Annotated in this window: 17 protein-coding genes; 6 read left to right on the top strand and 11 right to left on the bottom strand. The window is 71.9% G+C overall.

What is annotated here, in order from left to right; genetic code table 11:
• Positions 1-206: 206 nt before the first annotated feature.
• The 3 genes from AC068B_RS01785 (at position 207) to AC068B_RS01775 (ending at position 5,184) form a co-directional block, all read left to right on the top strand.
• Complete coding sequence (locus tag AC068B_RS01785) at positions 207-2,378, top strand: acyl-CoA dehydrogenase (RefSeq protein WP_478668325.1); 2,172 nt, start codon at positions 207-209, stop codon at positions 2,376-2,378.
• 15 nt (positions 2,379-2,393) lie between these two features.
• Entirely contained in the window at positions 2,394-3,590 is a 1,197-nt protein-coding gene (locus AC068B_RS01780; RefSeq protein ID WP_478668324.1) for a lipid-transfer protein, read from the top strand.
• Between the two features lie 112 nt (positions 3,591-3,702).
• Complete coding sequence (locus tag AC068B_RS01775) at positions 3,703-5,184, top strand: MFS transporter (RefSeq protein WP_478668322.1); 1,482 nt, start codon at positions 3,703-3,705, stop codon at positions 5,182-5,184.
• A 69-nt stretch (positions 5,185-5,253) separates the two neighbouring features.
• On the opposite strand, the gene AC068B_RS01770 is transcribed toward AC068B_RS01775, so the two are convergent.
• From AC068B_RS01770 to AC068B_RS01730, 9 genes are all read right to left on the bottom strand, one after another.
• Entirely contained in the window at positions 5,254-5,895 is a 642-nt protein-coding gene (locus tag AC068B_RS01770) for a response regulator (RefSeq protein WP_478668321.1), read from the bottom strand.
• A 99-nt stretch (positions 5,896-5,994) separates the two neighbouring features.
• Positions 5,995-6,258 (bottom strand): hypothetical protein, encoded by a 264-nt coding sequence (locus AC068B_RS01765; RefSeq protein WP_478668319.1) that lies wholly within the window; start codon positions 6,256-6,258, stop codon positions 5,995-5,997.
• A 483-nt stretch (positions 6,259-6,741) separates the two neighbouring features.
• The gene (locus AC068B_RS01760; RefSeq protein WP_478668318.1) at positions 6,742-6,951 is read right to left on the bottom strand and encodes an LIM domain-containing protein; all 210 of its coding nucleotides are present in this window, start codon (positions 6,949-6,951) and stop codon (positions 6,742-6,744) included.
• Between the two features lie 90 nt (positions 6,952-7,041).
• Positions 7,042-7,896 (bottom strand): helix-turn-helix domain-containing protein, encoded by an 855-nt coding sequence (locus tag AC068B_RS01755; RefSeq protein ID WP_478668317.1) that lies wholly within the window; start codon positions 7,894-7,896, stop codon positions 7,042-7,044.
• A gap of 6 nt (positions 7,897-7,902) precedes the next feature.
• Positions 7,903-8,421, bottom strand: coding sequence for a DUF6879 family protein (locus tag AC068B_RS01750; protein ID WP_478668315.1), 519 nt, complete (start codon positions 8,419-8,421; stop codon positions 7,903-7,905).
• Entirely contained in the window at positions 8,402-8,671 is a 270-nt protein-coding gene (locus AC068B_RS01745; protein WP_478668314.1) for a hypothetical protein, read from the bottom strand. Before AC068B_RS01745 ends, AC068B_RS01750 begins: the two co-directional genes overlap by 20 nt.
• Positions 8,672-9,121: 450 nt before the next feature.
• The gene (locus tag AC068B_RS01740) at positions 9,122-10,417 is read right to left on the bottom strand and encodes a sensor histidine kinase (RefSeq protein WP_478668313.1); all 1,296 of its coding nucleotides are present in this window, start codon (positions 10,415-10,417) and stop codon (positions 9,122-9,124) included.
• A 23-nt stretch (positions 10,418-10,440) separates the two neighbouring features.
• A complete protein-coding gene (locus AC068B_RS01735) occupies positions 10,441-11,157 on the bottom strand; it encodes an ABC transporter permease (protein ID WP_478668311.1) in 717 nt (238 codons plus the stop codon).
• Entirely contained in the window at positions 11,157-12,086 is a 930-nt protein-coding gene (locus AC068B_RS01730) for an ABC transporter ATP-binding protein (RefSeq protein ID WP_478668310.1), read from the bottom strand. The genes AC068B_RS01735 and AC068B_RS01730 overlap by 1 nt, the downstream gene beginning before the upstream one ends.
• Positions 12,087-12,373: 287 nt before the next feature.
• On the opposite strand from AC068B_RS01730, the gene AC068B_RS01725 reads away from it, so the two are divergent.
• The 3 genes from AC068B_RS01725 to AC068B_RS01715 all read left to right on the top strand — a co-directional run bounded on the left by AC068B_RS01725 (position 12,374) and on the right by AC068B_RS01715 (position 15,366).
• A complete protein-coding gene (locus tag AC068B_RS01725; protein ID WP_478668309.1) occupies positions 12,374-13,228 on the top strand; it encodes a MaoC/PaaZ C-terminal domain-containing protein in 855 nt (284 codons plus the stop codon).
• Positions 13,229-13,289: 61 nt separating this feature from the next.
• Positions 13,290-14,366: a Zn-dependent alcohol dehydrogenase gene (locus AC068B_RS01720; RefSeq protein WP_478668307.1), complete on the top strand. Its 1,077-nt coding sequence runs from the start codon at positions 13,290-13,292 to the stop codon at positions 14,364-14,366.
• A gap of 58 nt (positions 14,367-14,424) precedes the next feature.
• The gene (locus tag AC068B_RS01715) at positions 14,425-15,366 is read left to right on the top strand and encodes a 3-oxoacyl-ACP reductase (protein WP_478668306.1); all 942 of its coding nucleotides are present in this window, start codon (positions 14,425-14,427) and stop codon (positions 15,364-15,366) included.
• Positions 15,367-15,509: 143 nt separating this feature from the next.
• On the opposite strand, the gene AC068B_RS01710 is transcribed toward AC068B_RS01715, so the two are convergent.
• Together AC068B_RS01710 and AC068B_RS01705 are read right to left on the bottom strand one after the other, a co-directional pair.
• On the bottom strand, positions 15,510-15,683 hold the full coding sequence (locus tag AC068B_RS01710) for a hypothetical protein (protein ID WP_478668304.1): 174 nt from the start codon (positions 15,681-15,683) through the stop codon (positions 15,510-15,512).
• A gap of 45 nt (positions 15,684-15,728) precedes the next feature.
• On the bottom strand, positions 15,729-17,018 hold the full coding sequence (locus tag AC068B_RS01705; protein WP_478668302.1) for a hypothetical protein: 1,290 nt from the start codon (positions 17,016-17,018) through the stop codon (positions 15,729-15,731).
• Positions 17,019-17,145: the final 127 nt, after the last annotated feature.

Genomic DNA, 17,145 nt, shown 5'->3' with positions numbered 1-17,145 from the left:
TGTAAGCCGAACCTGTTTCCCTGGGCGACTATTCCGACGGATGTCGTACGAGGGGAATTCTTGACCCTTTGTTAACCGAGTCGTCAACCGGGCCGTCGAGTGAGCCGTCGGCGGATTGTCCATCCGATGCTCACCTGACCTTCCGTCAGATTGGAACGTGTTCTACTCTGTCGCCGTCCCGGCAGCTGCTACCGGCGAGGATGCGCATGGGGATCGGAATCACGCGGGAACAGCGGGAGTTGGCGTCGGCGGTGCGCGGCTGGATCGCGCGGGCCGTGCCGCCCGAGGAGACGCGCAAGCTCCTGGACGGGCCGCCACCCGGCGGCGGGCGTCCCGCCCACTGGGACGGACTCGCCGGGCAGGGGCTGCTCGGCCTTCATCTGCCCGAGGAGTACGGCGGCGGGGGCGGCGACCTCCTCGATCTCGCCGTGGTCCTGGAGGAGGCGGCGCGGGCCGCGCTCCCCGGGCCGTTCGCGGCGAGCTCCCTCGCCTCGCTGGTGCTGCGCCGCGCGGGCGCGCACGCCCTCGCCGCCGAGCTGGCCCGCGGCGCCCGGATCGGCGCCGTCGCCCTGGAGGCGGGCACGCTCACCGCCGTCTCCGTCCCCGACGGATACGTCCTCGACGGGGTGTCGCCGCCCGTCCTCTCCGGCGGCGAGGCGGACCTGCTGATCCTGACCGCCGCGTCGGCCGCGGGGCCGGTGTGGCTGGCCGTCGATGCCGGTGCGCTGACCGTACGTACACACGACAGCGCCGACCCGACCCGGCCCACCGCCGAAGTGACGGCGCGGGCCGCCCACGTCCCCGTCGGCCGGGTGCTCGCCGTGGACTCCTCCGCCGTCCGTGACCTGGCCGCCGCAGTGCTGGCCGCCGACGCGTGCGGCACCGCCGCGTGGGCGCTGCACACCGCGGCCGAACACGCCAAGGTGCGCGAGCAGTTCGGGCGGCCCATCGGACAGTTCCAGGGCGTCAAGCACCTCTGCGCCGACATGCTGGTCCGCGTCGAGCAGGCGCGCGCCCTGGCGTGGGACGCGGCCCGCGCCGCGGAGGGAGTCCATGGCGTGCCCGACGACGTGCGCGGCCTGGTCACCGCGCTCGCCGCGGGCACCGCCCTGGACGCCGCGTACTCCTGCGCCAAGGACTGCGTGCAGATCCTCGGCGGCATCGGCTTCACCTGGGAACACGACGTCCACCTGTATCTGCGCAGGGCGGTCGTGGCGCGCCAACTGCTCGGCGCGGGCGACGCGCACCGGATGCGTGCCGTCCGGCTCGCGGAGGGCGGCGCGCGCCGCGAGCTGCGCATGGAGCTCCCGGACGAGGCGGAGACGTACCGCGTCCGGGCCCGCGCGGCGCTCGCCCCCGCCCGCGGACTCGACCCGGCCGCGGCCCGCAAGGCCCTCGCCCCCACCGGCTACGCCGCCCCGCACCTCCCCGAACCGCACGGCCTGGGCGCCGGACCCGTCCAACAGCTGGCCGTCCAGGAGGAGATGAAGGCGGCGGGCATCAAGCTCGGCGACCTCGGGATCGCGACCTGGGTGGTCCCCTCCCTCATCGCGTACGGCACCGAGGAGCAGCAGGAGCGCTTCCTGCCCCCCACCCTGCGCGGCGAGCTGCTCTGGTGCCAGCTCTTCAGTGAGCCGGAGGCGGGCTCCGACCTCGCGTCGCTGCGCACGCGCGCCGAGCGCGCCGAGGGGGGATGGCGCGTCAACGGCCAGAAGGTGTGGACGAGCGCGGCCCAGTGGTCCGACCACGGGATCCTCCTCGCCCGCACGAACCCCGCGGCGCCCAAGCACAAGGGCCTGACGTACTTCCTCGTGGACATGAAGGCCGCGGGCATCGACGTCCGTCCCCTCAAGGAGATCACCGGGGACTCCCTCTTCAACGAGGTGTACTTCGACGACGTCTTCCTGCCCGACGAAGCGGTCGTCGGGGAGATCGACAACGGCTGGCGGGTCGCCCGCGACACCCTCGGCAACGAACGCGTCCACATGGCCGACCAGTTGACCTTCGACACCGGCCTGGAGGCGCTCATCGCGCGCGCCGCCGAACTCGACGGCGCCCACCGCGCCCGCATCGGGGCACTCGCCGCCGAGGCGCACGCCCTCGCCTGCATCGGGCTGCGCACGACCATCCGGCAGGTGGCGGGCGCGGAGCCGGGCGCGGGCGCCTCCGTACGCAAACTCGTCCAGACCCCGCACCAGCAGAAGGTCGCCGAGCTCGCCCTCGAACTCCTCGGCACGGCGGGCGCGGTCCGCGAGGGCCCGGGGGAGCGGGCGCTGCACGGCTTCCTGATGTCGCGCTGCCTGACGATCGCGGGCGGCACCACCCAGGTCCAGCTCAATGTCGTCGCCGAGCGGATCCTCGGCCTGCCCAGGGACTGAAGGAGTACGAGCGTCATGAAGAGCTACATCGTCGGCGTCGGGATGACCAGGTTCGAGAAGCCCGAGACGCGTGACTGGCAGTACTGGGACATGGTGAAGGAGGCGGGCACCAAGGCACTCGACGACGCCGGGATCTCCTACGAGGACGTGGAACAGGTCCCCGTCGGCTACTGCTTCCAGGCCTCGACGGCAGGCCAGCGCGCCGCCTACGAGCTCGGCCTGACGGGCGTCCCCGTCTACAACGTCAACAACAACTGCGCGACCGGGTCGACCGCCCTGATGATGGCGCGCCAGTTCGTTGAGGGCGGCCTGAACGACTGCGTGCTCGCGCTCGGCTTCGAGAAGATGGCGCGCGGGGCGCTGGGCGGCGGCAGCGGCGGCAGCGACGGGGGCGACTTCAAGACGTCACCCGTGGCGCGGCACTACGGGATCATGGCGGCGCGCCACGGCTTCGAGATGACCCCGCCCACCGCGCAGATCTTCGGCAACGCGGCCCGCGAGCACATGGAGAAGCACGGCACGACCGAGGCACAGCTCGCCGCGGTCGGCGCCAAGAACCACCGGCACTCCACGAACAACCCCTACGCGCAGTTCCAGGACGCGTACACCGTCGACGAGATCCTCGCCGCCAAGACGATCCACCGCCCGCTCACCAAGCTCCAGTGCTCCCCGACGTCGGACGGCTCGGCGGCCGCGGTCGTCGTCTCCGAACGCTTCGTGGAGCGGCACGGCCTCCAGGACCGCGCGGTGGAGATCGCCGCCCAGGCCATGACCACCGACACGGGGGAGTCCTTCGCCTCCGGGTCGTGCGTCGACGCCGTCGGACAGCCGATGTCGCGGGAGGCGGCCCGCCGGGTGTACGAGACGTCGGGGCTCGGCATCGAGGACGTGGACGTCGTCGAGCTGCACGACTGCTTCTCCATCAACGAACTCCTGACGTACGAGGCGCTCGGCATGTGCGCGCCCGGCGAGTCGGGAAAGCTGGTCGAGAGCGGCGCGACGACGTACGGCGGCCGGTGGGTGGTGAACCCCTCCGGCGGCCTCATCTCCAAGGGCCACCCGCTCGGCGCGACGGGCATCGCGCAGGTCGCCGAGTTGACCTGGCAGCTGCGCGGCGAGGCGGCGGCCCGGCAGGTCGAGGGGGCGCGGGTGGGTCTCGCGCACAACATCGGGCTCGGCGGGGCGGCGGTGGTGACGGTGCTGCGGAGGTGAGGGGGGCGCGGGGCGGGGAGAGGAGGGGGGGTGGTCCTAGGCCTGTCGGCCGAGGTCTCGTCCAGCGAATTTCCGATGCGTCGCTCGAGTTTCGCTTGAGAGGATGGCTGTCATGGTCCAGACGCCCTCCACCACTTACTCAGCCCCGTCAGCCTCCTCCTCTCCGTCCGCCCCCTCTTCCTCGGCCTCCCCGGGGGCCGCGCCGAAGAGGTCCGTCCCGGTGTGGGCCGTACTGCTCACCGCCTGCGCGGGCCAGTTCCTCGTCGTGCTCGACGTCTCCGTGGTGAACACCGCGCTGCCGTCGATGCGCTCCGACCTCGGCATGAGCGCCGTCGGACTGCAATGGGTCGTCAACGCGTACTCCATAGCCTTCGCCGGGTTCATGCTGCTCGGCGGGCGGGCCGGTGACCTCTTCGGGCGCAAGAGGATGTTCCTCGTCGGGCTCGGCCTCTTCACCGCAGCCTCGCTCGGCGGCGGCCTCGCGCAGGCCGAGTGGCAGCTCCTCGTGGCGCGCGCCGTGCAGGGGCTCGGCGCGGCGGTCCTCGCCCCCTCGACCCTGACGATCCTCACGTCGGCGGTGCCCGAGGGCCCGGCGCGGGCGCGGGCGATCGGCGTCTGGTCGGCGGTCGGCGCGGGCGGCGGCGCGGCGGGCGGGCTGGTCGGCGGGGTCCTGACCGACCTGCTCTCCTGGCGCTGGGTGCTCCTGATCAACGTGCCGGTCGGCGCCCTGGTGATCGTCGCGGGCCTGGCCTGGCTCACCGAGAGCAGGGCCGACCGGACGCGGCGCCTGGACGTGCCGGGCGCGGTGCTCGTGACGGCCGGTCTCGCCACCCTCGCGTACGGCATCGTGCAGACGGAGGAGAAGGGCTGGACGGCGACGGCGACCCTGGCACCCCTCGCGGCGGGCCTCGCCCTGCTCGCGGCGTTCCTCCTGGTGGAGTCGCGCACGAAGGCGCCGCTGATGCCGCTCAAGCTGTTCAAGGTGCGGACGGTGTCGGCCGCGAACGCCGCGATGTTCGTGTGCGGCGGCGGCATGTTCGCCATGTGGATGTTCATGACGCTCTACACCCAGAACGTCCTCGGGTACTCGCCGATGAAGGCGGGCCTCGCCCTCATGCCGTCCTCGCTCACCGTCGTCCTCGGCTCGATGCTCGCGCCGCGCCTGATGCCGGTGCTCGGCCCGAAGAACGTCTCCGTGCTCGGCATCCTCGTGGCGTCCGCGGGCTTCGGGTGGCAGTCGACGATGACGGTCGACGGCGCGTACGCCACCTCGATCCTGCTGCCCGGCATCGTGATGATGTTCGGCGCGGGCCTCGCCACGACCCCGCTCGCCTCGCTCGCCACGTCGGGCGCAAAGGCGGGCGACGCCGGACTCGTCTCCGGCCTGGTCAACACCTCCCGCACGATGGGCGGCGCGCTCGGCCTCGCGGTGCTCTCCACGGTGGCGGCCGCGCAGACGCACGGCTCGACATCGCCGCAGGCGCTCACCGACGGCTACGCGATGGCGTTCCGGACCAGCGGATTCATCCTGCTGGCGGGAGTGGTGGTGCTGCTCCTGTGGATGCCGGGACGGAAGGGGTCGGCCGCGGCCTGAGGCAACGGTTCGTGGCCCTCGACGCGGAAGTGGTCCAGGAGGACTGACGCCCCCGCCTGCTCCGCCCGCTCACAGCCAGCCCTGCTGCCGGGCCTCGCGCACCGCCTCCATCCGGTTCCGCGTGCCCGTCTTGCCGATCGCCGCGGAGAGGTAGTTCCGCACGGTCGACTCGGACAGATGCAGCGCGCCCGCGATGTCGGAGACCGTGGCGCCGTCCACGGAGGCCTTGAGGACGTCCGCCTCGCGGCCGGTCAGCGGGCTGGGCCCGGCGCTCAGCGCGGCCGCGGCGAGCGCCGGGTCGATCACCGTCTCGCCCCGCAGCGCCCGCCGGACCGCCTCGGCGAGCTCCTCGACAGGACCGTCCTTGACCAGGAAGCCGACCGCGCCCGCCTCCATGGCCCGGCGCAGATAGCCGGGCCTGCCGAAGGTCGTCAGGATGAGGACCCGGCAGTCGGGGCACTCCTCGCGGAGATCGGCGGCGGCGTCCAGGCCGCTGCGGCCCGGCAGTTCGATGTCGAGCAGCGCGACGTCGGGGCGGGCGTTCAGCGCCGCGTCGACGATCTCGTCGCCCCGGCCGACCTGGGCGACGACCTCGATGTCCGCCTCCAGACCGAGCAGCAGGGCGAGCGCGCCCCGCATCATGCCCTGGTCCTCGGCGAGGAGGACTCTGACGGATTTCGCTGGGCGGTGGTCTTGGGGCATCTCGTCCATGGGGCTCAGAGTACGGCGAGGACCCCACCGCGTAGCAGCAAAAGGCCCCGGTCAGAGCCCCAGAATCCGGGGAACACCGGCCGGGGCAGCCCAAGGGTCTCAGTCGTCGTCGGCAGGCGGGAAGACGAACCCCCGCGTCGGGCCTTGCCGCCGCTTCTCCGTCGGCTCGGGGCTGGACTCGCGGAACTTCGCCACGACGGATGCCAGCGCGTCAGCGGTCGTGTCCTCGCGGGTCGCCGGATCCGCGCTGTCGTACACGCGCCACGCCCCCGCCGGGTTCTCCGGATCTACCGGCGCGACCACACCAGGGATGCCCAGACGCCTCAACGTGGCGTCCACCTGCCGGGCCTGTTCCGCGTCCATGCCCTCACCTCTCAGCCGTACGTGCGGGCAGGTCGGGGTTGTTGTCGCGCACTGTTGCGACGACACCCCCAAACCCGTCAGGGGTGAGCAAGTCGCGTACATGGTTCATGTGCGTGTCTCCCTGATGTGTGGCCCGTTGCCCGGTTGGGGTTGGGAGGCTCATTCGGTTCGTCGTCCGCGAGCAGGTAGCCGCACGGCGCGTAGGTGAGCAGGGTTGCGCCGATGGGGAACGCCCGCGGCGCCCAACGGCCTACGCGGCTCATGGGGTGCCGTGCCGTCGACAACCGGGCAGGTGGCACGGGGGTTTGGGGTTTCCCTGGGGGATGTGGACCACCCCTGAGCGCACGTCGAGCGCTCCGCCGTACTCATCCCACCAGCCGGGCGGAGAGTCCGCGTACGGGCCCGTGGGGTCGTCTATGAGGCTCACTAGCCTCGGGGGCGGTAGCGGCCGTGAGGGGCGTCTCTGGAGCCTCGCGGGGGCGCTCATCGGGGCCGTACCTGCCGGAAGCAGAAGTTGTGCCAATAGACGACCTCGGAGTCCCCGCCTCCCTGCCGCTCGATCTTGCGGGCCGGATCCAGAGGCTTGACGAGCTTGCCGCACTTCTCGCAATCAGGTCTGTCCTCAGTGAACGTGACGTACCCAGCTTCCCCGTTGATCGGGTCGGTTGCGGGCGCATCGGTCTCCGCTGCCATGGGCGCTGTCCCCTCGCGTGGTCCGTTCTTCACCACGCTAGGAACGCCGGGCCTTCAATTCACAGCAGGTTGCACGGTGTTGCACGCCAATTAGAGCAGGGGGGCCAGGGCTTTGGCGATCAGCGCGCGGGCCTTCGCGCCGTAGACCGCCGTATCGGTCAGTTCCGCGAACGTGTCGGCGTAAGCCTTGACCTCGCTGGGCTGCGTGATCGTGAGGTACCCGCTGACCAACTCGACGTTAACTTGAGCCTTGTCGTAGAGCCAGAATCCTTCGACAGGCATACGCGAGCGGGTCAGCCGCGAAGGGATCACGCCTAGGCTCACGTGTGCCAACTCGCCGTCAGCGAGGGAGCACAGGCGCTCTAGTTGCTCGGCCTGTGTCTCCTCGTCGCCGTAGCCGTTGTGTAACACGGACTCCTCGACCAGGAACGCGAAGCGTCGCCGTCCCTCGTAGAGCACGCGCTGGCGGTCCATGCGGGCGGCCACGGCATCGGCCACGTCGTCGACCGGTACCCGCCTTCGCTGAACAGCGCGCAAGACCGCTTCGGTGTACCCGTACGTCTGGATCAGTCCGGGCACCAGCCAGGACGAGTAAGAGCGGAACCAGCGGGTGCGCTCATACAGCGGCAAACGAGCTTCCTGCGCCCGTCGCAGCCCTGTGCGCTCCATACGGCGCCAGTCCACCCACATGCCCTCGGCGGCCCGCAGCGAGGCGATCAGGTCCTCTGCGTGTTCCTCCGCGCCGGTCGCCCGGCACCAGGCCCGAATGTCGTCAGCGCTGGGGGGCGTACGGCCGTTCATGATCCGTGACGACTTGGACCGGCTCCACTCGCAGCGCTCGGCGAGATCAGAGCCAGTCAGGCCAGCATCCCGGCACAGCCCAGCGAGACGATCCGCCAGAGCCTGCCGGGCTTGCTGCGCGCTGGAATACGGAGAGACAGCCATGGTGCGTCAGGCGGGCCGGTACTCCTCGTGCGGGACGGCACGTTTCCACGCTGCCTCGTACGCGCTGACGTACAGCTCGGCTAGCGCGGCGTCGTGCACGACTTCCATGCGGGGCTCGGTCCACTGACCCTCGCCGCTGAAGTGGTGCAGGATCACGGTCTGTTCGTCCATGACCCAGCCGTCCAGCGCGGGGAGCAGCAGACCGCGCGTCAGTGAGCGAGGCAGCCAACGTACGTCCTCGCCCGCTGCGACGTTCGTGAACGTGCCGTCGTACTCGTACCGGACGTAGTCGCTCAGCGGCTCCGAGACGACGCGCAGACGGCGCATGTGGACCCCTCGGCCGGTTGTCCCGGCCACCACGTCCAGCCACGACCGCCACCACGACTCGCGGTCGGCCGGGTCGTACCGGTGTCCCTCCTGCCAGCGGATGAACTCCGGGTCGTCCCGCATGTAGCTGTCCCGCATCTCAAGGTGCAGGGCTGAACGCTGCGCCTTGGCGAGTGCTTCACGTACCGCTGTTGCCACCGTCGTTGACCTCACTGTCCGGGCGGGGGATGAACTGGAGCATGTTCGCGGGCAGACGGATCACGCTCTCATGGTCCGGTACGTCCGTGGAGTGACCAGGGATCGATCCAACCTCCCGAGCCTGACGGACCGTTGCCTCGTCCGCTGTCCATGACTGAATGATCAGGTCGCCGGTCGAGTCGTCCAGCCAGATCGTGGGCGAACCATCGTCGGGGGTGTTGGGCCAGATGCCGAGGAACCTCAGGGCCATGACGTGCTCCTCCACCGAGTGTGTTGCACGGGTGTGCACGACCATCACGCCTACGGGCGAACGCGTCAAGACCACCTCAGAACCGAACGCTCCCAACTCCCGAGCTGGGCAAGGCGATCATCCGAGTCGACGGGGGGCCGAGGTTTTCTCAGCCTTCGGATCGAAGGCGTCCCAGGAACGCCGTAAACCCCCGCCAGCCACCTCGGCGAGAGGGTGACCGACGGGGGCAGGTCAGCGATCGGCTTTCGGTGAGCCCGGACACATCGGGCGTGACCTGGGTGTTCAGCGCTTCGCGTCGCAGTACCGGGCCTACGGCTCACTAACCGAACAGCGAGAGTCCAACCGCTGACCGGAAGCAGTGACACGCCGTGGCCACCGAGTACGGATGCACCCCGTGCGGCAAGCGGTGGTCCTGCGGCATTTCTTCCACGGGATGAGTATGACCGGGAGTCAGGAGTGAGGGAGCGGAGCCGCGTCGCCCGGGGTGGCGGGGGCCGCGGGATCCGGGGCCGGGTCGCCTTCGGTGGCCGGGAGGACCGCCGTGACGCGGAATCCGGTGCGGGGGGCCGGTCCTGAGGTGAGGGAGCCGCCTGCCGAGGCGAGGCGTTCGGCCAGGCCCTTCAGGCCGCTGCCGGGCGGCCCCGAGCCCTCGCCGCGGCCGTCGTCCGTGATCACCAGGCGGGTCTCGTCGGACGTGCCCGTGACCTCGATCTCGCAGTGGTCGGCGCCGGAGTGGCGTACGACGTTGGTGGCGGACTCACGGACCACCCAGCCGAGGAGTGCCGCCGTCTGCGGGGCGAGGGGAGGGCCGGACTGGCGGACGACCGTGCCGATCCCGGCGGCTTCGAGGAGGTCGCGGGCCCGGTCGAGTTCGGTGGCGAGGCTGCCCTCGCGGTAGCCGGTGACGGCCTCGCGGATCTCGGTGAGCGCCTGTCGGCCGACGGACTCGATGTCGGCGACCTGGCCGAGCGCCGCGTCCAGGTCGCGGGGGGCCAGCCGCCGGGTGGCCTCCGCCTTCACCACGATCACGGAGAGCGTGTGGCCGAGCAGGTCGTGCAGGTCGCGGGAGAAGCGGAGGCGTTCCTTCTCGACGGCGGTGCGGGCCAGCTCCTCGCGGGTTTCGCGCAGTTCGCGGACCGCCTCGGAGAGGGAGAGGATCGCGGCGGTCACCATGGTGGAGAGGAAGGTTCCGTAGGCGACGTTCAACCCGGTCCAGCCCTCCCAGGACCCGCCGATGACACCCGCGAGCACGCTCAGGACCAGGCTGATGGGGCCGAGGCCGCGCCCGCGCACGATGGCCCCGACGGCCAGGCCGAGCAGCGGGAAGAAGAGCAGCCAGCCGCCGCCGTATCCGGCGGCGAGCGCGACGGTCAGCAGGCCGAGGACGACCAGCGCGATCCTGGTGGCGAGCGCCTCGCGGGCGCATTTGTCGAAGGCGCGGAAGGCAAGGAAGACGTAGAGGGAGTTGAAGAGGAGGACCCCGACGGCGCCGATCCAGGGGTTGGGGGTGTCGCCCTGGAGGAGGTGGGAGATCGCGCCGAGGCCCATGAGGAGCCAGGGCAGGAGCGCGAAGCCGTTGGGCGGCGGGCCGAGGTGCTCGATGTTCGTGCCGGACCTGCGCCCCTCCCGCCATTCCTGCTTGACGCGCCGATGCTCGGCCTTCCACTCGTCGCGGGAGCTCTTCCACTCGGCGCGGGCGTCCTGCCACTCACGCATCCGGCAGCTGACCCTGTTCTTCCGGGACATGTCCTCGTTCCTCGCCCTCTGGCTCACGCGGTCCGCGCGGCGCGCCGGTACGAGACCACAGCGTACGAACCGAACGCCAGCAGCCAGCAGAGCAGGACCGCCACCGTGACGAGGCCGGGTGCATCGTGCTCGGTCACCGAGACCCCGAGGTCCGCGAACCGGTGGGTGGGCGTGTAGTCCGCGAGGGTACGCAGCCAGTGGGGGAACAGCGCGATCGGGAACCACAGGCCGCCGAGCACGGAGAGCCCGAGGTTGCAGGCGACGTTGATGACGCCGGTCGACTGGGCGGTGAGGCGGTAGCCGTTGCCGAGTCCGAGCAGCGTGAAGGGGAGCGAGCCGAGCCACAGCAGCAGCGCGGCCGCGGCCCACTGCCATACGTCCAGCCGGACGCCGTTGACCAGCCCGCCCGCGACGAACACCGCGACGATCGAGGGGAGCACGGTGACCGAACCGTTCAGGGCGCGGCCGACGACGACCTCGCGCGGTGTCATCGGCGTGATCCTGAGCTGTCGCAGCCAGCCGATGGTCTTGTCCTCGGCGACACCGGTGCCGGTGCTCATGGCCGCCCCCAGCGCGCCGTACGCGGCCATGCCGATCATCGACTGGGTCCGCCAGGCGCTTTCGTTCTCACCGAGGTTGGTGAAGAGGAGGTACATCAGGACCGGCACCGCGACCGCAGAGATCACATAGCCGGGGTCGCGCAGCGTCCTGCGGATCTCCAGTCGGAGGTAGGCGAACATCAGAACGTCTCCAGAGCGGTCGTGGCGGCGGGGAGGGGAGAGGTGAGGGCGAGGAACGCGTCGTCCAGGGAGGCCGGGGCGACCTCCAGGCCGCGGACCGCACCGAGCGAGGCCAGCGCGAGGACCGTCGCGTCCGAGTCGTCGGTGCGCAGCCGGGCCCGGTCGCCGCGCACCTCCAGGGAGAGCACGCCGGGCAGTTCGGCGAGCCCGTGCGTGCCGCCGCCCGCCAGGTCGAAGGAGACGAGGCTGCCGCCCGCCGCGCGCCGCAGCTGTTCGCCGGTGCCGTCGGCGACGATCCGGCCGTGGTCGATGACGACGATCCGGTCGGCGTGCAGGTCGGCCTCCTCCAGGTAGTGGGTGGAGAAGAGGACGGTGTGGCCGCGCCGGGCGTAGGTGCGCATCGAGGTCCAGAAGGCTTGGCGGGCCTCGACGTCGAGGGCGGCGGTCGGCTCGTCGAGCACGAGCAGCGCGGGGTCACCGGCGAGCGCGACGGCGAACCGCACGCGCTGTGTCTGGCCGCCGGAGAGCCGGTCCACGCGCCGGTCGGCGAGTCCGGTGATGCCCGCGAGGTCGAGGGCGCGGGCGACGGACATCGGCGCGGGGTAGGTCTGGGCGACGAAGGCGACCAGTTCGCGGACGGTGACGCGCGGCACCTGGCGGCCCTCCTGCAGCATCGCGCCGACCTGCCCGGCGGCCACGGCCCGCCCGGGGGTGCGCCCGAAGAGCCGCACGGTGCCGGTGTCGGGGTCGTTCAGGCCGAGCAGCAGGGAGAGGGTGGTGGACTTGCCGGCGCCGTTGCGGCCGAGCAGCGCGACGGTCTCGCCCCGTCGGATCTCCAGGTCGACGCCGTCCACGGCGCGGACGGTGCCGAAGGTCTTCACGGCGCCGTCGAAGGCCACCGCGGGCCCGTCCTCTGATGTCTTCGTCATGGCTATGACGCTACGAATCCGGGGCGGGGCGGCGGCAGAGGCAGCTGTACGGACCCGGCCGGTACAAATGTCACCGCTCCCCGATGCCGCCCATGATCTGACGTTGCGTCAGGAGTCTTCACAAGTGCTGGGGCCTCGGCTATACATGGGATCGCCGGACTGGAACGCGTTCTAGAACGGGGCGGTCCGCGGGCCACCCCTCCGGCCCTGTTGCGACCTCGGTGCGGCCGACGGTGCGGACGGTCGCACCGAGGTCTTCTCCCACCGGCCCAAGGAGCTGCCACCCGATGCCCATCGACGCCGTGAAGGCCGTGGCCGCCGAGCCCCGGTCCGCCGAGATCGCCTGGGACCACAAGGACATCCAGCTCTACCACCTGGGCCTCGGCGCCGGATTGCCCGCCACGGACCCGGCCGAGCTGCGCTACACACTGGAGTCCCGGCTGCACGTCCTGCCCAGCTTCGCCACCGTCGCGGGCGCGGGCATGGGCGTCGTCGGCGGACTCTCCGCGCCCGGCATCGAGGTCGACCTCGCCGCCGTCCTGCACGGCGGCCAGAGCATCACGCTGCACCGCCCGATCCCGGTCAGGGGCAAGGCCGTCACGACGTCCAGGGTCGCCGCGGTGTACGACAAGGGGAAGGCGGCGATCCTCGTGCTGCGCTCCGAAGTCGCCGACGACGAAGGACCGTTGTGGACGAGCGACGCCCAGATCTTCGTGCGCGGCGAGGGCGGCTTCGGCGGTGACCGCGGCCCCTCCACCCGCCTCCCCGACCCCGAGGGCGACCCCGACCTGGAGGTCGAACGCCCCGTCCGCGAGGACCAGGCGCTCCTCTACCGCCTCTCCGGCGACTGGAACCCCCTGCACGCCGACCCCGAGTTCGCCGCCCTCGCCGGGTTCGACAAGCCGATCCTGCACGGCCTGTGCACCTACGGAATGACGCTCAAGGCCGTCGTCGACACCCAGCTCGACGGTGACGTGTCCCGGGTGCGCGGCTACAGCACCCGCTTCACGGGCGTCGTCTTCCCCGGCGAGACGCTGCGGATCCGCATGTGGCGCACCGAGGGCCGCGTGCAGGCCACCGTCACGGCGGTCGAGCGGGACGACGCGCCGGTGCTCGCCGACACCGTCGTCGAACACGCCTGAGTCAGCCCGGGCCCCGACCGGCTCGGGCCCGCCCGGATCTTCGTACGAGAGGAGCCGCGCCATGCGCGCAGCCGTACTGCACGAGATAGGCCAGGAGAAGCTCGAAGTCCTCGACGACATCGAGACGGTGGGCTTTGGCCCCGGCAAGGTGAAGATCCGGGTCCGGGCCACCGGACTGTGCCACTCCGACATCTCGGCGATGAACGGCGTGCTGCCGCAGCCCGCCCCCTTCATCCCCGGCCACGAGGGCGCGGGCGAGATCGTCGACGTCGGCGACGGCGTGAGCGGCCTCTCCCAGGGCGACCGGGTCCTCCTCTGCTGGCTCCCCGCCTGCGGTGCCTGTCCCGCCTGCAAGCGCGGCCAGACCCAGCTCTGTCTCGCCGGGTTCATGAACGCGGGCACCCCCAACTTCCAGCGCCCCGGCGGTGACGTCTTCGGCTTCGCGGGCACCGGCACCTTCACCGAGGAGGTCGTCGTCGACGCCGGATGCGCCGTGCCGATCCCCGACGACGTGCCCTTCGACATCGCGGCGCTGATCGGCTGCGGCGTGACGACGGGGCTCGGCGCCGCCATCAACACGGCGGACGTGGCGGCCGGTTCGTCGGTCGCCGTCATCGGCTGCGGCGGCGTCGGCATCTCGGCCATCCAGGGCGCCCGCCTCAAGGGCGCGGCGGAGATCGTCGCGGTCGACCCGGTCGCCTCGCGCAGGGAGGCGGCGCTCCGGTTCGGCGCCACGGAGGCGGTGTCGCCCGACGAACTGGCCGACGCCAAGCAGCGGATCACCGCGGGTGAGGGCTTCGACTACGTCTTCGAGGTCGTCGGCAAGTCGGTCACGGCCCGCACGGCGTACGAGACGACGCGCCGCGGCGGCACGCTGTGCGTCGTCGGGGCCGGGGCCATGGACGACCATCTGCAGCTCAACATGTTCGAGCTGTTCTTCGACGAGAAGCGCATCCTGCCCTCCATGTACGGCGGGGGCGACGTCCTCACGTCGTACGAGCGGGCCATCGCGCTCTGGCGGGCGGGCCGCATCGACCTCGCGAGCATGATCACGCACCGCGTGCAGCTCACCGAGATCAACGAGGCCCTCGACCAGATGCGCACCGGCACGTCCCTGCGCACCTGCATCGAGATCTGACCGCTCCCGGCACGCCCGTCACGCCCGAACCGTCCAGCTCCGTTCCGAAGGGACTTCGATGTCACTGCCACTTGAGGGCCTGTCCGCGATCGTCACCGGCGCGGGCCGTGGGCTCGGCCGCGCCGAGGCGCTGGAACTGGCCGGGCTCGGCGCGAGCGTCGTCGTCAACGACTTCGGGCAGCCGGGCCGCGACGGGTCGGGCGAGGCGTCGGCGGCACCCGCCGAGGAGGTCGCCGCCGAGATCAGGGCGGCGGGCGGGCAGGCCGTCGCCCACACCGGCGACGTCGCCGACCATGAACAGGCCCGCGAGCTCGTGCGGTTGGCGGTGGACACGTACGGAAAGCTCGACATCCTCGTCAACAACGCGGGCATCCTGCGGGACCGGATGATCTTCTCGATGAGCGAGTCCGAGTGGGACTCGGTCATCCACGTCCACCTCAAGGGCCACTTCAACACCACGCACTTCGCGGCGGCCCACTGGCGCGAGCGGTCCAAGGCGACGGGGGGCCCGGTGTACGGCCGGATCGTCAACACCTCGTCCGAAGCCTTCCTCGCGGGGTCGGCGGGCCAGCCCAACTACGCGGCGGCGAAGGGCGGCATCGTCGGCCTGACGACGTCGACGGCGCTGGCCCTCGCCAAGTACGGCGTGACCGCCAATGCCATCTGCCCCCGGGCCCGTACGCGGATGACCGAGGACGTCTTCGCGGGCTTCGCGGAGCCGTCGGAAGGGCGGCTCGACCCCTTGGCGCCCGAGCACGTCTCGCCGCTCGTGGGCTATTTGGCATCGCCTGCCGCGGCGCGGGTCAACGGGCAGCTGCTCGTGGTCCACGGCGGCATGGTCGCGGTCGTCGAGCGGCCCAGGGTGGCGGCGAAGTTCGACTCGGCGAAGGAGACGTTCACCTTCGACGAGCTGGACGAGGCGCTCTCCCCGTACTACGCGGACCGCCCGCCGAACGAGACGTTCGCGGCGGCGGAGGTGCTGGGGCTCAAGCGCGGGTAGCTGTGCGGGCAGACGCGCGGGCAGTGGTGCGGATGGCCGTGCGGATACGGAAAGGGCTCGCCCCCGCGCTGCTCTTGGCGGCGCGGGGGCGAGACGTTTCTGCAGTGCGGTTTCCGGAGAGTCGGGACTGGGTCGGAACCAGGTCAGGACTGCTGGTCCTGGCGGCGGTGCCGCCCCCGCGGCGCCGCCCCCTCGTCCTGCTCGGACACCGGGCCCCGGTGCTTCCCCGCGCCGACGTGCGCGCCGGTGGGCGCGGTCGTCGGCATCATTGGTGCGGTGTTCTGCTGTGTCTCCGTGACGGTCTCGGTCGTAGTCAAGCCATTCACCCCGTAAAGAAGATCGTTCGTACAGCCGGGCGGAGTCTAACTGCCCGCCGCCCGCCCGCCGAGGGGTGCCTGTTGCAGGGGGACGGGGCGTGTCGCGGCAGGCGCCGGGGGATCCGGCGGAGGGGGCTGCGAGGGGTGCGGGAGGTCGCCCGCGGCATCGCGTGAGGGGTCGCGGGGGCCGTCGTGCGAAGCGTCGCCCGTGACGTCGTGCGGCGCGTCTTCCGGCCGGGCTTCGGCGGCGGGTGCCGTCGGCACCGTCACCCGGGCCACCCCGCACGGCGCCGCGCCCGTCGCGTACGGCAGACAGAGCTCGCCGTCCCGCGTCCACCAGCCCGAACCGGTCAACCACCCGCTCGGCGCCGCCAGTTGCCGCACCTGCCGCGCGGCGGGCCGCCACAGGCCGAGCCAACTGCCGCCCCCGCCGCCCACCGGACCGTCGATCCGCAGCGCCACCCCGCAGGCCTCCGGCGTCAGGACCTGACCCGGCTGGATCGCGAAGGGCGTCACGGTGAGGTCGGGAAGGCGCAGGCTCTCCGGGAAGCGCACCGGCCGCGTACCGCCGAGGACCCCCCAGCCCAGGCGGTCGTCGCCCGGGGCGTCGGAGCGGATCAGCAGCAGGCCGCTGCCCGCGTCGGCGAGCAGCAGCCGGTCGTCGCTGTCCTCGGCGATCTGCAGCAGCGGCGAGACCTCGCCGTCGCGCTCCAGGTCCACCGCGACCGTCTTGGTGCGGCCTTCCAGCTCGCGGTCGAGCGCGAGCAGCCGGTCGGTGCCGTCCAGCCAGACCCCGCCCGAGCAGCGGCCGGGCACCGCGGCGAGATGTTCGGGACCGAAGGCCCCGCCCGCCACCAGCCAGACGTCCGAGGACCTCGCGCCGGGCGCGAGGGCATAGGCGCGGGTGCCGCCCGGCGCGGGCGGCAGCAGGGTCAACTCGCCGCACTCCACGGCCCCCAGCGGCACCTCGCCGGTGCCGGGACCCGTCGGGTACAGCAGGGTGAAGATGTGCCGCTCGCCCACCACGCGGTGGACGAGGACGCGGCCGTCGGCCATCGGGAGCACTTCCGTGGACGGCTCCTCGGGCTGGTTGCCGGGCAGTGGCACCGCGAACGGCTCGGCGGAGCCGAGGGTCCAGCGTTCGGGATACCAGGCGTCCGGTGCCCCGGCCGGGCGGGCGAGACGTGCGGCGTACGACCCGTCCGCCGTGATGGTGCAGCCCGCGGTGCGGGCGGGCGTCCGGACCCTGATGCGGGCCCGGACCGGTGGCGGCGCCGGTGGCGCCGGTTGTACTGGCGGCGCTGTCGGTGCTGGTGGCGCTGGTGGCGCTGTCATGGTGAGTGGTCACCTCCGGCCCCGAAGCTAGTTTTCGTCCGCACTGGCGTGGCAGCGACGGGCGTCCGCTTCACACAGAAGGGTGGCGATGTCCTGATTCGCCTGAGCGGGCAGGGGCGGTTGTGCT

The organism is Streptomyces sp. NPDC042371, from assembly GCF_056437465.1.
This window is presented reverse-complemented; position numbering and strand designations above follow the sequence as displayed.